Source organism: Acidisoma sibiricum (assembly GCF_057837225.1).
This window is the reverse complement of record NZ_CM174445.1, coordinates 2,271,588-2,285,484: the sequence shown is the minus strand read 5'-3', so window position 1 is coordinate 2,285,484 and position 13,897 is coordinate 2,271,588. Positions and strand designations below refer to the sequence as shown.

Here is a 13,897-nt window from a genome sequence, read left to right as displayed (position 1 = left end):
CCTACTTCGCCTCGGCCAGAGGCGGCTCTGCGGCGGAGGCCAGGATATCGGCCGAAAGCTCCGCCGCCGCGTCCGGCTCAGCCTCTGTCTCGGAGAGGGCGGCAAGCTTCGTCTGCTCGCCGAGCTTGCGCAGACCATCGGCAATGCCGGCGGTGAAGCCGTGGTCGACCATGTTCATCGCAACATCGACCGCATGGGCGAAGCCGATCGCATCCGTGCCGCCATGGGATTTCACGACGACGCCGTTCAGGCCGACCATGACAGCGCCGTTATAGCGCCGCGGGTCCAGCCATTCGCGCAGCCGGTCCAGACTGGTGCGGGCGAGCAGATAGGCGATTTTGGCGGCCAGGCTGCTGGTGAACACCTGACGCAGCAGACCGCCCATCAGCTTGAGGGCGCCCTCACCCGTCTTCAGCGCGACATTGCCGGTGAACCCGTCGGTCACGATCACATCCGTCGTACCGGCCGCAATGTCATGGCCTTCGACGAAGCCATGAAAGCGGCTGCCGATATGGCTGCTGCGCAGAATTTCGGCGGCGCGGCGCAAGCGCTCATCACCCTTCAGCTCTTCCGAGCCGACATTGAGCAGGCCAATACGGGGTTCGGGAATGCCGAGCACGGTGCGGGCGAACATCTCTCCCATCACCGCGAATTCGACGAGATTGCGCGTGTCGCAGACGACATTGGCGCCGAGGTCGAGCATCACCACATCGCCGCGCGCAGAGGGCACGGTGGCGGCCATGGCCGGCCGGTCGATGCCCGGCAGAGTCTTCACCACGATCTTGGCCAGGGCGAGCAGCGCGCCGGTATTGCCGGCCGAGACGACGCCGCTTGCTTCCCCACGCGCCACCGCGTCGACCGCGATGCGCATGGAGCTGTCACGCATGCGCAAAGCCACCGTGGGCTTCATATCCCCGGTGACGACCTCCGTCGCATGACGGACCGTGCTGGCTGCGCGGGCGCGCTTGTACTTGGCCAGCAGCGGCGCCAGCCTGACTTCGTCGCCGACGAGCAGAAAACGTCCGCCGGGATGGCGTTCGGCCGCCAGGTCAAGCCCGGCCACCACCATCTCCGGCGCGTCATCCCCGCCCATCGCATCAATCGCCAAGGCGAACTGCGCGGGCTCTGGGCTGGCCCCGGCCGCTTCCGTTATACCTTGGAGGGAAGACACGGTGCGGCGCGGGTCCGGTTAGGCCCGAACGGTGCCCTTGAGCGCCTTGCCAGCGCCCACAACCTCACGGCCGTCATAATGACCGCAGTGGCTGCAAACGTGATGGGGGCGCTTCAGCTCACCGCAATTGCCGCATTCGGCAAAGCTCGGGGCGGTGAGAGCCTGGTGGCTGCGGCGCATCCCACGGCGGGACGGCGACGTCTTTCTTTTGGGAACGGCCATCGCCGGAACCCCTTTCTCGTTGATGGACCGTCACCCTTGCGGGACACGGTCAAACTGACTCAGATTGGCGTGAGGCGGGCCAATTAGCAGAGTGCCCCCCCTGCGGCAAGCGCAGGCCGTACACAACCGGCACAACCCTTTCATGTGCCAAGCCTGACCCGGCCTTGGCCTGGTCAGGCGACTCGGGTCCAGGGCCGGTCTGGCGGCCCCGGGTTCAGCCTCTCAGGCCGCCCCTAATTCTTCTGGGCGAGCTTCTTCAGAATGGCAAAAGCATTGCCGTCGTCTTCGATGGTCTCTGCGAAGACGATACCCGGCTTGCGCGGATAAGGTGACAGCGACAGGGCATATTCCTGCACCACCGCCTCTCCCAGATCGAGCGTGTCATTCTCGTACAGGACCTCATCCGGGCCATCGTCATAGGCGACGGGCGTCTCGTCCTCATCGTCCTGCAGGGGGGTTTCCTCGGTCACGAATCGAATCGTGAAGGGCAGATTCGTCTCCTCGGTGAAGTCTTCCAGGGAGACGACGCAGGTCCGCACCGCGCGGGCACGAATTTCGCCGCGCGCCAGGAATTCCTCCCGCGGCTTGCGGTTGAGGCGGATGGTGGCGCTGAAGGCGATGAGTTCGGGCAGGCCCAGCCGCACACTCAGGGCAGCACATTCCTCCGGCGTCGCGCTGATGGTGCGGAGGGTCTCATTCTGGCCGATCTGTGCGGCCAGCACAGGGCGGGAAAATTCGGGGGTCATGATCTAAAGGTCTTTGTCCATGGGCTGGACCCGCGACGAGGGGTGCGGGCTGTGGTTAACATCATGATAGTCCCTTGCGGGACGAGTTGACAGCGGATCAGGGGCATGACACCCACCCCGCTTGCGATATGGGGTTTGTAGTGTTCCCCCTAGCGCTGCTGCCGCTGATGTCGGCCGTCAGGCCCGGACGTCGAGCGGAGAAGAGACGAAGGAATGAGCCGAGTGTCCGAAACTGCTTCGCCGCGTCGCCCGATGAGCTTTCGCCGCACGGCCGCCATTGCCTGTCTGGTCATGGGGCTGCCGCTGGGCGGCTGCAGCTTCTTCCAGGCCCAGTCGACGACGCGCGGCGACCCAATCGACAGCGACGCCCTGAAGCAGCTGACCCCCGGCACCACCACGACCGCCGACGCGACCGCCCTGCTCGGCTCCCCCACGACGCATGAAACCTTCAACGACAATGCCTGGGTCTATATCAGCCAGATCACCCGCCCCCGCGTCGGCCGCCTGCCGGGCGTGCTGGAACAGCGCGTGGTGGTGCTGAACTTCGACCAGGGCGGCGTTCTGCGGAAGGTGAATGTCTACGGCAAGGGCGACGCCAAGAACGTGCCCATGGCGCCGGGCACCACGCCGACGCCGGGCACCCAGGTCTCGATCCTGCAGCAGCTTTTCGGCAATATCGGCCGCTTCAATGGCGGCGGCAGCACGGGCGGCGGGGATACCGGCGGCGGTCTGCACGGCACCGGCCCGAGCTTCTAGCCTTAAAAATGGCTCCAGCCGTGGCGGGTGACCGTCACGGTCGCCTGCGCGGCATCGACCACCCTGACGCCATCCGTCTCCGCCGAAAAGCAGCCGATGCGGGTCAGCGGCACGCCCAGCGCCACGCAGGCCGCCGCCAGTGCCGCCCCCCTGCCGGGTGGCACCGCCAGCAGCAATTCGTAATCATCCCCGCCACCCAGACAATCGGCGAGCCATGCCGGCCCCGCCGCGCGCGCCGCGGGCGATAGCGGCACTGCCTCGGCCGCGATCTCGGCTCCGCATCCGGCCAGACGGCAGAGATGACCCAGATCCTGCAGCAGTCCGTCGGAGACGTCGATCGCGGCGGATACGGCGCCCGCCAGCGGCAGGCCCAGACGCGGGCTCGGCACGCAATAACGCTGCCGAAGATATCCGCTGGGATCATCGAGCTTGCCGAGAGAGACCGCGAGGCCAAGCGCGCCATCGCCGATCGTGCCCGTCACCCAGACCTCGTCGCCTGGCCTGGCCCCCCGGCGGCGGACGGCGTGCCCAGGGGCTACATGTCCGATGATGGTCAGCGACAGCGTCACCGGCCCGGGCGTGCTCGTCGTATCGCCGCCCAGAAGAGAGAGGCCGAATTCCACCTGATCGGCCGCGAGGCCGGAGGCGAAATCGGCGAACCAAGCATCCGGCGTGTCGGACGGGGCAGAGACGGTCAGGAGATAGCCCAGCGGCACGGCGCCCATGGCGGCGAGGTCAGACAGGTTCACGCGCAGCAGTTTCTGTGCGACGCCCCTGGCGGGATCGTCCGGCAGATAATGCACACCGGCGACCATGGTGTCGGCCGCCATCACCAGCTCGCGCCCCAAAGGCGGCGCCAGCACGGCGGCATCATCCTCCAGATTGAGCGCGGCCGGCCCAGCGAGCGGACGGAAATGCCGCCCGATGAGATCGAATTCGGGCGGCAAGCGTTCCGCCGGCGGGGACAAGGTCAGGGTCCTTAGGGTGTCGGCAGATCCGCAGGCACGACCGCCGCGAATTCGCCCGGCCGGGCCTCGCGCGCCAGCGTGTCCAGCAGGCCGTTGACGAGCTTGGGCTCCTCGCCATGGAAGAATCCGTGCGCCACGTCGAGATATTCATTGATGACGACGCGCGGCGGCGGCCCATCTGTCATGGCGAGTTCCGCCGCCGCCGCGCGCAGCAAGGCGCGCAGCACGGGGTCCAGCCGCTCAAAAGGCCATTCCGCCGGCAGATGCCCCGAAATCCGAGCGTCGATCTGCTCCTGGCCCTGTACCGCCGCCCGCACGATGGCCGTAAACAGCGGCAGATGCGCGTCCGGCACGCGGCCATCCTCGAATCCGCCGCTGCCTGTCTCCGTGCCCAGCCGGTGGCGGGTGAACTGGTCGATCACGGTCTCCGCATTTTCCTCGGCCTGCTCGCTCTGGAACAGCGCCTGCACCGCCGCGACCCGCGCACCGGTGCGCGGCCGCCCCTGCGGCTTGCCGCCCTTAGCTCCGCCCTGGCGCCCCGACATCAGAGGCGTCCCAGATGATGGACGAGGGCAACCTGCTTCAGCATCGCAATAGCCGCTTCCGCGCCCTTGTTATGCTCGGCACCCGAGCGGGCTTCCGCCTGCGCGATGGTATCGACCGTCAGCAGCGCGGTGCCCAGACACAGCTTGTGGTCCAGCGCCACCGCCAGAATGCCGTCCATGGCGGCGCGGCAGATGAAGTCGTAATGATCCGTCTCACCCTTCACGACGCAGCCGATGACGATGAAGCCGTCAAACCGCTCGGTCGCCGCGGCCAGACGCAGGGCCTGCGGCAGTTCGTAGGCGCCGGCGATCTCGACGGTCTCATGCTCCGACCCGATGTGGTCCAGCACAGCGCGCGCGCCGGCGGCCATGCCGTCCACCACCGCCTTGTAATAGGGCGCGGTGATAATGAGGACGGAGGGCAGCGCGCCCTGAAGCTCCGGGATATCGCCGATCACGGCGTCTGCGGTGCTCATGGGGTTTGCCCGGGATCAGCCGTGAATACAGCGGGGGAAGCGGCGCCCTGTCCGGCTTCGTCGAAGGGCTGCTGGTCGACGATATTGAGGCCGAAGCCCTCCAGCGCAATCAGGCTGCGCGGATGATTAGTCAGCAAAATCATATCCTTAACACCAAGATCAATCAGGATCTGCGCACCGATGCCGTATTGGCGAAGCACATGATCCTCGGCCCGGTCAGCGACGCTCAGACCGAGTTTGCGGGCGACGGCGCCCGGCTGGGTATCGCGCAGCAGAACGATGACGCCCCGTCCCGCTTCGGCAATGGTGCGGCTGGATGCCGCCAGCGCCTTATGGCCCGGCCCGAGCAGATCCGTCACCGGATCGACGCTATGGACGCGCACCAAAACAGCGCCGGGTGCGGTCAGGTCGCCCTTGACCAGGGCGACATGCTCGGTCGCGGTCAGCCGGTCCTCAAACACCTTCACGGCCCAGTCGCCGCCTTCCAGGTCGCCGGTCCAGGTCTCGTACGACCGCGAGACGAGCTTTTCGGTGCGGCGGCGGTACTGGATCAGATCGGCGATGGTGCCGAGCTTGATATTGTGGCGCTGCGCGAAGGCAATGAGTTCGGGCAGCCGCGCCATGGTGCCGTCCTCGTTCATCACCTCGCAGATGACGCCTGAGGGATTGAGGCCGGCCAGGCGCGAAATATCGACCGCCGCTTCCGTATGACCCGCCCGCACCAGAGATCCGCCATCGCGCGAGGCGAGCGGGAAGATATGGCCGGGGGTCGCGATGTCATCGCGCGGATTCTCGGAATTGATGGCGACCGCCACCGTGCGCGCGCGGTCAGCGGCCGAAATTCCGGTCGATATGCCATGCCGCGCCTCGATCGAGACCGTGAAGGCGGAGGCGTGACGCGACCGGTTATGGGCGCTCATGAGCTGCAGGCCGAGCTGATGCACCCGGCTTTGGGTCATCGCGAGGCAAATCAGCCCGCGCGCATGGCGCGCCATGAAATTGATCGCTTCAGTGGTCGCGAACTGCGCCGGAATGCAGAGGTCGCCCTCATTCTCGCGGTCTTCGTCATCGACCAGAATGTAGATTCGCCCGGCGCGGGCTTCCTCGATGATCTCGGCGGTGGGCGAGATATAGTCGTGCAGGGATTGGGTTTTGATCACTGTCACAGGCCGCGCTCCGTCAGGCGCGCGACATACCGCGCCAGCATGTCGATCTCTAGGTTCACTGCATCACCCACGGCCAGGGTGCCGAACGTCGTCTCTTCGGCGGTGTGGGGAATGATGTTCACGCCGAACACATCGCCCTCAACCTCGTTCACCGTCAAGGAGACGCCGTTCACGGCAATGCTGCCCTTACTCGCGATGAAGCGCGACAGGCCGGGTGGCACCCGGAAAGCCCAGCGCGTCGAGCCGTTCTCCTGCGTGGCGGAGACGACCTCGCCCAGGCCGTCGACATGGCCGGAGACGATATGCCCGCCGAGTTCATCGCCAAGCTTCATGGCGCGCTCAAGGTTCACCCGATGGCCGGACTGCCAGGTGCCCAGCGTGGTCTTGGACAGGCTCTCGGCCGAAACCTCGACCGCGAAGGAGCCGCCGTCCATGTCCACCACGGTCAGGCAACAGCCCGAACAGGCGATCGACGCCCCCAGAACGACGCCCGGCAGACCAGCCCAGTCGGGCTTGTCCTGCGGCACCGCAATGCGCAGCCGCATATCCGCGCCCTGGCCGATCGGCTGCACCTCGGCCACCGTGCCGACACCGGAAATGATACCTGTGAACATATCTGCCTCTCAGACGCAGCCCTATTGGGCCTCGGGCTCGGGCTCCGGCTCCAGCTTCTCGCCCAGCTGCCCCAGGAACTGCTCGAAATCGCGGGCCTCGCGGAAATCCCGATAGACGCTCGCGAAGCGGACATAGGCGACATCGTCCACTTCCTTCAACGTCTCCATCACCAGCTCGCCGATCTGCTTGCTGGGCACATCGCTGTCGCCGCTCGATTCGAGCTTGCGCACGATGCTGTTGACGATGCGCTCTATCCGCTCCTCCTGCACCGGCCGCTTGCGCAGCGCGATGCGGATGGAGCGGGAAAGCTTGTCGCGGTCGAAGGGCACCCGGCGCTGGTCGGATTTGACCACCACCAGCTCGCGCAACTGCACCCGTTCGATGGTCGTGAAGCGCTGGCTGCAGGCGCCGCAGAAGCGACGCCGGCGGATCGCCGTCCCATCTTCGCTGGGACGGCTGTCCTTCACCTGCGCATCGTCATGACCACAAAAGGGGCAGCGCATCGGGGCGCTTCCCTCAGTTCGGGTAGATCGGGAAGCGGGCGCACAGCGCCTGAACGCGGCGGCCGACTTCCTGCTCCACCAGCGTGTTGCCGCCGTCCTCGTTCGAGCCGGACAGGCCGGTCAGAACCTCGTCGATCATCTCACCGATCTGGCGGAATTCCGCCGGGCCGAAACCGCGCGTGGTTGCGGCCGGCGTGCCGAGGCGAATGCCGGAGGTGATGGCGGGCTTCTCGGGATCGAAGGGAATGGCGTTCTTGTTCGCCGTCATGTGGGCGCGCTCCAGGCTCGCTTCGGCCACTTTGCCGGTGACGCGCTTCGGCCGCAGATCGACGAGCAGAAGATGCGTGTCGGTGCCACCGGTGACGATGTCGAAGCCGCGCTCCACAAGGGTTGCGGCCAGGACCTTGGCATTCTCGGCCACCGCCTTGGCATAGGTGCGGAACTCAGGCCGCAGCGCCTCGCCGAAGGCGACCGCCTTGGCGGCGATGACATGCATCAGCGGGCCGCCCTGAAGACCGGGGAAGATCGCCGAATTGATCTTCTTCGCAAGATCGGCGTCGTTCGTCAGGATCATGCCGCCGCGCGGGCCCCGCAGCGTCTTATGCGTCGTCGTGGTCGCGATATGCGCATGCGGGAAGGGACTCGGATGCACGCCCGCGGCGACGAGACCCGCGAAATGCGCCATGTCGACCATGAAGACCGCACCCACGTCGTCGGCCACTTTACGGATACGGGCGAAGTCGATGACGCGGGGATAGGCCGAGCCGCCGGCGATGATCAGCTTCGGCTTATGGGCGCGCGCCTTCTCTTCCAGCTCCTCGTAATCGAGCAGGCCGTCTTCGCGGCGGACACCGTATTGTACGGCATTGAACCACTTGCCGGAGAGGTTCGGCGCGGCGCCGTGGCTGAGATGGCCGCCAGCCGCCAGGCTCATGCCCAGGAAGGTATCGCCGGGCTGCAGCAGGGCCAGCATAACGGCGCCATTCGCCTGCGCGCCCGAATGCGGCTGGACATTGGCGAAGTCACTGCCGAATAGCTGCTTTGCCCGGGAAATCGCGAGTTCTTCTGCGATATCAACCGCATAGCAGCCGCCATAGTAGCGGCGGCCCGGATAGCCTTCGGCATATTTATTGGTCAGAACGCTGCCCTGCGCGTCCAGCACGGCGCGCGAGACGATGTTCTCGCTGGCGATCAACTCGATACCGTCCTGCTGCCGACCGAGTTCCTGTTTAATGGCGGCGGCAAGCTCTGGATCGGTCTCCTCCACGGAGGCCGAAAAGAAGCGGGCAAGGCTGGCGGCGGGCGACTGCTCGTTCATATGCAACGTTCCTGTTGGACGGGCCCGGCCGGGGTAGGACAAATGCGGATCGACCGGGCAAGCCTTGTAACATGACGCGCCTTGCCGGGTGAACCGCCGCCTTCCCAAAGCTGGGTTGCCTGTCATGATGACTGCGGGAGTTCTATGGTGGGGCCCGCTTACAGAGAGGTTATTGCTCATGACCGACAGCCGTTTCCCTCAAACCCGTCTGCGCCGGAATCGCTATGATGCCTGGACGCGCCGGCTGGTTGCGGAAAACACGGTCTCCGTCGACGACCTGATCTGGCCGATCTTCCTGCGTGACGGTGCGGGTGAACCGACCGCGGTGAGTTCCATGCCCGGCGTGCAGCGCGTGACGCTGGAGGGCCTGGCCGCCCATGTGGAGCCGGCCGCACGCTTGGGCATTCCCGCCATCGCCCTGTTTCCGGTAACGCCGCCGGACCGCAAGGACGCGGAAGGCACCGAGGCCAGCAATCCGAACAACCTCATCTGCTCGGCCGCTCGCCTTCTGAAACGAGAATTTCCCGCCATCGGCCTGATCGGCGATGTCGCCCTCGACCCCTATACCGACCACGGCCATGACGGCGTCATCCGCGACGGCTATGTCGCGAATGACGAGTCGGTCGCCATCCTCTGCCGTCAGGCGCAGATCCAGGCCGAAGCCGGGATCGACATCATCGCGCCCTCTGACATGATGGACGGGCGCATCGCCGCGATCCGGGAGACGCTGGATGGGGCGGGGCTCATCCATACCCGCATCATGAGCTATGCCGCCAAATATGCGAGCGCCTTTTACGGTCCCTTTCGCGATGCGCTCGGCTCTTCCGGCACGCTGAAGGGCGACAAGAAGACCTATCAGATGGACCCCGCCAATTCCGACGAGGCGCTGCGGGAAGTGGCGATGGACATCGCCGAGGGCGCGGACATGATCATGGTCAAGCCCGGCATGCCCTATCTCGACATCATCCGCCGCGTGCGCGACCGTTTCGAGGTACCAACCTTCGCCTATCAGGTCTCGGGCGAATACGCGATGATCATGGCGGCCGCCCGCAACGGCTGGCTGGATGAGGAGCGCGCCATGATGGAAAGCCTGATGGCGTTCAAGCGCGCCGGCTGCCGCGGCGTGCTGACCTATTTCGCGCCAGCCGCCGCCCGCCTGCTGCGCGGCTAAAGCTGGGCGCCATCGACTTTTAGATCCGATGACGTAACATATTCCCCTGCGGCCGGCGTCATGCGAGATTGGCCGCGATGGCCAAGCACCCTCACCATGTCGCCGAAGCGCCCGGGCTGTTCGGCGCCCTGCCGGATGCCGCCGACGAGCGGACCTCCCCGGCAAGCGTTGCCATTGGCGCGGAAGGCCATCGCGCCCGCATGCGCGACCGGCTGCTGCGGGCCGGTGCCGACGCCCTCGCCGACCACGAACTGCTGGAAATGCTGCTGTTCCTCGCGCTGCCCCGGCGCGATACCAAGCCGATCGCGCGCGCCTTGCTCACCCGCTTTCGCAGCTTCGCCGGTGCGATTTGCGCGAGCCCGGCAGAATTGCGGGAGATCGACGGGCTGGGCGAGGCCGGGATCGCGGCGCTCAAAACAGCCCAGGCGGCAGCCCTCCGGCTGATCCGGGCCGAGGTCGTCGATCAGCCGATCCTGTCCAGCTGGACCCGCCTCATCGACTATCTGACCGCGGCGCTGGCCCGCGAAAAGGTCGAGCATTTTCGCGTACTCTATCTCGATACGCGCAATCGCCTGATCACGGATGAGGCGCAGAGCCGCGGCACGGTCAATGTCACATCGATCTATCCGCGCGAGATCGTCCGCCGCGCTTTGGAGCTGAGCGCCAGTTCCCTGATCCTGGTCCACAATCACCCCAGCGGAGACCCCAACCCGTCGCGCCAGGATATCGACCTCACCCAGGCCGTTCAGGCGGCGGCGGCGCCCCTGTCCATTGGGGTGCATGACCACATCATCATTGGCAACGGCCAATGGGTCAGCCTGCGCAAGGAAGGCCTGGTGTGAGACTTTAGCCGGATCACAAAACCGTGTTGCCGCCCTCCCGGCAAATTCGCGGGATATGCCGCCGATAGCCTCAGATAGGGCACGACAGCGCGGCGGGCATTACGCGATAGCAATAACCGTGACTCGATGGATCATGAATGAGCTAGACAGGTGCGCCTGCCTGCCGCAGCGATGTCTGCATGCGCGGAGTGCCGCTTGATGCCACATGTCTTAGGTTTGGGCTCCACCCTGATACCCAAAAAGCTGCCGCGCAGCGTGGCGCCGGTCAAACGGCGTCCCACTGGCGCTCGGCGGCCGCTGTCCGTGGCCCTGCACCGGGCCACGCTGGTTCTGGCCGGCCTCTGCATTCTGGCGATGCTCCTGCATGGCGATAGAGCGACCTGGGGTCTGCGGACCGCGCTGACCGCGCTTCAGCAGGACGGCGGTTTTTATGCCCCTGCGCTATTGGCGCTGCTGCTCCTCGCCGCGTCCCCTCTGCCGTCCCAATCTCTGATCTGGCGCTGCCTGGCCCTCTGTGCCGCAGGGCTCGCCGTCATGGTGACCCTTGCCCATGACGCGGATGGCCTGTTTGCCGCATTCCATCTCGTCTTGGGCCAGGGCCGGCCCGCACCGGCCGATCTGATGCTGTCGCAGCTTGCAGTCTCCGTCACTGTCATGCTGCTCGCGATCGGTCAGGGGATGCTGCTGTGCCGGCAGCGCTCCGGGCGCCTGGCCTTGGCCATTGCCGCCTTATGGAGCTGTGGCCCGATCATCGGTTTCGCGACCGGCCTGGCGGCTTTCCAGTCCCCCTCAGCCCTTCTGCTCGGGGCCAGTGGCATTCTGATCGCGGCCGCTGGCCTGCTCGGCGGCGTCGAAGGTCATCGCCCGGCCGCGCCCGCGGCAGCGGATCGCAGCCCACGCGCCATCCCGGTGGACCCTGGCGTCGACCTGCTGACCGGTCTGCTCAACCGCCGCGCCTTCGACCAGCGGATTGCACGGCATCCTGCGGGACAGGCGGGTACCATGATGCTGGTCGATATCGACCGGTTCCGGTCCGCAAACCATGTGCTCGGCAATAAGGCCGCCGATCAGATCCTGGCCGAAATCGCGCGTCGGCTGGAAGTCCTGGCGGCGCCTCACCTCGTCGCCCGCACCGGTGGCGATGAGTTTGCAATCTACTGCGCGGCCATGCCGGGCGACGCCGCCCAAACCCTGGCCCAGCGTCTGGTCGCCGCGATGGCGCGGCCCTTCGTGATGGCGGACGGACGGCAGTTCTATCTCACGGCCAGCATCGGCCTCGCCCACAGCACGACGGAAGGGGTCTGCGATCTGCGCGACGCCGCCGACGAAGCCGTGTTCATTGCCAAAAACCAGGGCGGCAATCAGGCGGTGTCCTTCCTGCACAGCCAGCATGAGGCGCGGATCGAGCGCATCAGCCTGGAGCAGGATCTCTACAGCGCCTTCCGCAACAATGACGAACTGTTCCTGGCCTATCAGCCCATTATCAGTCTGCGTGACCAGAGCATCGTGGCGATCGAGGCGCTGGCACGCTGGCAGCATCCCACCGCCGGGCTGGTGCCGCCGTCGCACTTCGTCAGCATCGCCGAGGGCGCCGGATTGTTCAGCGGCCTGGGCGCCAAGATCCGGGAACTGGCCGTCAAACAGGTCGCTGACTGGCGCGACAGCGGCATCGCCAATCTGCCGGTCGTCAATCTCAACATTTCGCCCTTGGAACTGATCCGTGCGGACGTGCCGGGCACCTTGAGCGCGCTGGTCGACCAGTACGGACTGGACCGCAGCCGCTTCTGCCTGGAAGTGACGGAAGGCACCTTCGCCGACGAAGCCGCCTCTCGCGCGCTGGCCTTGGCGCGCGACGCCGGCTTCCTGGTGGCGATGGATGATTTCGGGGTCGGCTACTCCTCCCTCTCGCAATTGCCGAAACTCCCTTTGACCTCGATCAAGCTCGATCGCAGCTTCCTCGCCCTCGCGCGGGACAGCGACGCGGGCATCAGCCTCTTCGCGACCATCGTGCAGCTTGCCCATGTGCTGAAGCTGCCAGTGGTGGCGGAAGGGGTGGAAACCCCGGCCGAGCTTGCCGTCGCCTCCGACTGCGGCTGCGATTCGGTGCAAGGCTACTTTTTCGCCCGCCCCCTGTCCCCGGCGCAGATCGAACTTTGTCTGCGCAGAGCGGCGCTACACGGCGGTCCGCTGCGTGTCGCCTTCCCGCTCGCGACCCCCGATCCCGTCTGAAGGCCGGCCCGCACGGCGACGCCCCTCCGGCCAGGCGATTGACGCTCCGCAATGCGCGCACGTAGGTTCGGTCATTCACCAGGGGAGCATCTCATGTCCAAGCGCGTCGTGGAGCAGCATAGCCCAATCGCGGCGGACCATCCGACGCGCCGGCGCCTTCTGGCCGCGGGCGGGATGATCGGCGCGGGCGTCCTCTCGCTGCCGCTCCTTGGGCAGTCTGCCTTCGCTGCGGGCAAGCTTGTTGCCCTGGTCCATACCCAGGCCGCGGGCGACAACGGCCCGATCGACGATATGATCGCGCATCTCAAGGCGCTCGGAAAACAGGATCATTTCCCCATCCGCACCATCTATGCGTCGGACCCGTCGACCTATCAGTCGATCCTGTCGACCCTGGCCGGCGCCGGTGCCGCCGTTATCGTCACCACCTTCAATGAAATGGCCGACCCAATCAAAGCGGTGGCGCCCCAATATCCCGGCACGAAGTTCATCCAGCTCTATGCCGACCCCTTCAATCCCACCCTGCCCAATGTCCGCACGGTCGAATATCAGGCCCATTACGGCATGTTCCTGGCCGGGCTGTTCGGGGCCAGCATCAGCCAGAGCCACAAGCTCGGCTATATCGGCGGCATGAGCCTGCCGGGGCTGAATGCCGACCTCAACGCCATGAAGGCGGGAGCGGCACAGGTCTCGCACACCGCCACCGTCAAAGGCGCCTTCGCCGGGTCTTTCCAGGACCCGACCAAGGGCCGGGAAATCGCCAACCAGCTTTTCAGCACGGGCATCGACTTCATCCAGACCGATGGGGCCGCAACGGATGCCGGCGTCATCCGCGCGGCCGGCGAAGGGTCCAACCGCATCGTCAGCGCGGTCTTCCGCACCCAGTTCAAGCTCGGGCCGAAGACGGTCGCCTCCTCCGTGCTCGTCAATTTCGGCCAGTCCCTGACGGATCAGGTCTCGGCCGCGGTCTCTGGCAAGTTCACGGCCGGCCATTACGTCAGCACGCTCGCCGACGGCATCATCGACTTCGTGCCGTCGGATCTCTTCGCGCAGAACGGACCGCCGGCCTATGTCGCGGCTGCGAAAGCAGCCTGGCCCGCGGTTGATGCCGCAAAGAAAGCGATCATTGCCGGCACGCTGAAGGTTCCCTTCAACACCCAGCTCTGAACGCC

At 66.1% G+C, this 13,897-nt stretch carries 15 protein-coding genes; 5 read left to right on the top strand and 10 right to left on the bottom strand.

From position 1 onward, the window contains the following. Position 1: 1 nt before the first annotated feature. From plsX to AC3G7M_RS10800, 3 genes are all read right to left on the bottom strand, one after another. On the bottom strand, positions 2-1,093 hold the full coding sequence (plsX, locus tag AC3G7M_RS10810) for a phosphate acyltransferase PlsX (protein WP_489216032.1): 1,092 nt from the start codon (positions 1,091-1,093) through the stop codon (positions 2-4). 96 nt (positions 1,094-1,189) lie between these two features. Next, positions 1,190-1,393, bottom strand: a complete 204-nt coding sequence (gene rpmF, locus AC3G7M_RS10805; RefSeq protein WP_489211876.1) for a 50S ribosomal protein L32 — start codon at positions 1,391-1,393, stop codon at positions 1,190-1,192. Between the two features lie 233 nt (positions 1,394-1,626). Then, a complete protein-coding gene (locus AC3G7M_RS10800) occupies positions 1,627-2,139 on the bottom strand; it encodes a YceD family protein (protein WP_489211874.1) in 513 nt (170 codons plus the stop codon). Positions 2,140-2,361: 222 nt separating this feature from the next. Between AC3G7M_RS10800 and AC3G7M_RS10795 the strand changes: the two genes are divergently transcribed. After that, complete coding sequence (locus tag AC3G7M_RS10795) at positions 2,362-2,895, top strand: outer membrane protein assembly factor BamE (protein ID WP_489211872.1); 534 nt, start codon at positions 2,362-2,364, stop codon at positions 2,893-2,895. 2 nt (positions 2,896-2,897) lie between these two features. Here the strand turns inward: AC3G7M_RS10795 and thiL are convergent, their stop codons facing one another. The 7 genes from thiL to glyA are packed head-to-tail and all read right to left on the bottom strand — an operon-like array spanning position 2,898 to position 8,486. After that, positions 2,898-3,869, bottom strand: a complete 972-nt coding sequence (gene thiL / locus AC3G7M_RS10790) for a thiamine-phosphate kinase (protein WP_489216030.1) — start codon at positions 3,867-3,869, stop codon at positions 2,898-2,900. Between the two features lie 5 nt (positions 3,870-3,874). Beyond that, positions 3,875-4,408: a transcription antitermination factor NusB gene (gene nusB / locus AC3G7M_RS10785; RefSeq protein ID WP_489211870.1), complete on the bottom strand. Its 534-nt coding sequence runs from the start codon at positions 4,406-4,408 to the stop codon at positions 3,875-3,877. Further along, a complete protein-coding gene (gene ribH / locus AC3G7M_RS10780; protein WP_489211869.1) occupies positions 4,408-4,884 on the bottom strand; it encodes a 6,7-dimethyl-8-ribityllumazine synthase in 477 nt (158 codons plus the stop codon). Before ribH ends, nusB begins: the two co-directional genes overlap by 1 nt. Continuing rightward, positions 4,881-6,050, bottom strand: coding sequence for a 3,4-dihydroxy-2-butanone-4-phosphate synthase (gene ribB / locus AC3G7M_RS10775; RefSeq protein ID WP_489211868.1), 1,170 nt, complete (start codon positions 6,048-6,050; stop codon positions 4,881-4,883). The genes ribH and ribB overlap by 4 nt, the downstream gene beginning before the upstream one ends. Continuing rightward, positions 6,047-6,664 carry a riboflavin synthase gene (locus AC3G7M_RS10770; protein WP_489211867.1) on the bottom strand — a complete coding sequence of 206 codons (618 nt, stop codon included), beginning with the start codon at positions 6,662-6,664 and terminating at the stop codon, positions 6,047-6,049. Before AC3G7M_RS10770 ends, ribB begins: the two co-directional genes overlap by 4 nt. A gap of 21 nt (positions 6,665-6,685) precedes the next feature. Continuing rightward, positions 6,686-7,168 (bottom strand): transcriptional regulator NrdR, encoded by a 483-nt coding sequence (gene nrdR, locus AC3G7M_RS10765; protein ID WP_489211865.1) that lies wholly within the window; start codon positions 7,166-7,168, stop codon positions 6,686-6,688. A 13-nt stretch (positions 7,169-7,181) separates the two neighbouring features. Beyond that, complete coding sequence (glyA, locus tag AC3G7M_RS10760; protein WP_489211864.1) at positions 7,182-8,486, bottom strand: serine hydroxymethyltransferase; 1,305 nt, start codon at positions 8,484-8,486, stop codon at positions 7,182-7,184. A 178-nt stretch (positions 8,487-8,664) separates the two neighbouring features. Between glyA and hemB the strand changes: the two genes are divergently transcribed. The 4 genes from hemB (at position 8,665) to AC3G7M_RS10740 (ending at position 13,892) form a co-directional block, all read left to right on the top strand. Next, the gene (hemB, locus tag AC3G7M_RS10755) at positions 8,665-9,657 is read left to right on the top strand and encodes a porphobilinogen synthase (RefSeq protein WP_489211863.1); all 993 of its coding nucleotides are present in this window, start codon (positions 8,665-8,667) and stop codon (positions 9,655-9,657) included. A gap of 77 nt (positions 9,658-9,734) precedes the next feature. Continuing rightward, complete coding sequence (gene radC, locus AC3G7M_RS10750) at positions 9,735-10,499, top strand: RadC family protein (RefSeq protein WP_489211862.1); 765 nt, start codon at positions 9,735-9,737, stop codon at positions 10,497-10,499. A gap of 198 nt (positions 10,500-10,697) precedes the next feature. Continuing rightward, positions 10,698-12,728, top strand: coding sequence for a putative bifunctional diguanylate cyclase/phosphodiesterase (locus AC3G7M_RS10745; RefSeq protein ID WP_489211860.1), 2,031 nt, complete (start codon positions 10,698-10,700; stop codon positions 12,726-12,728). Positions 12,729-12,821: 93 nt separating this feature from the next. Beyond that, positions 12,822-13,892, top strand: coding sequence for a BMP family ABC transporter substrate-binding protein (locus AC3G7M_RS10740; protein ID WP_489211858.1), 1,071 nt, complete (start codon positions 12,822-12,824; stop codon positions 13,890-13,892). Positions 13,893-13,897 lie beyond the last annotated feature (5 nt).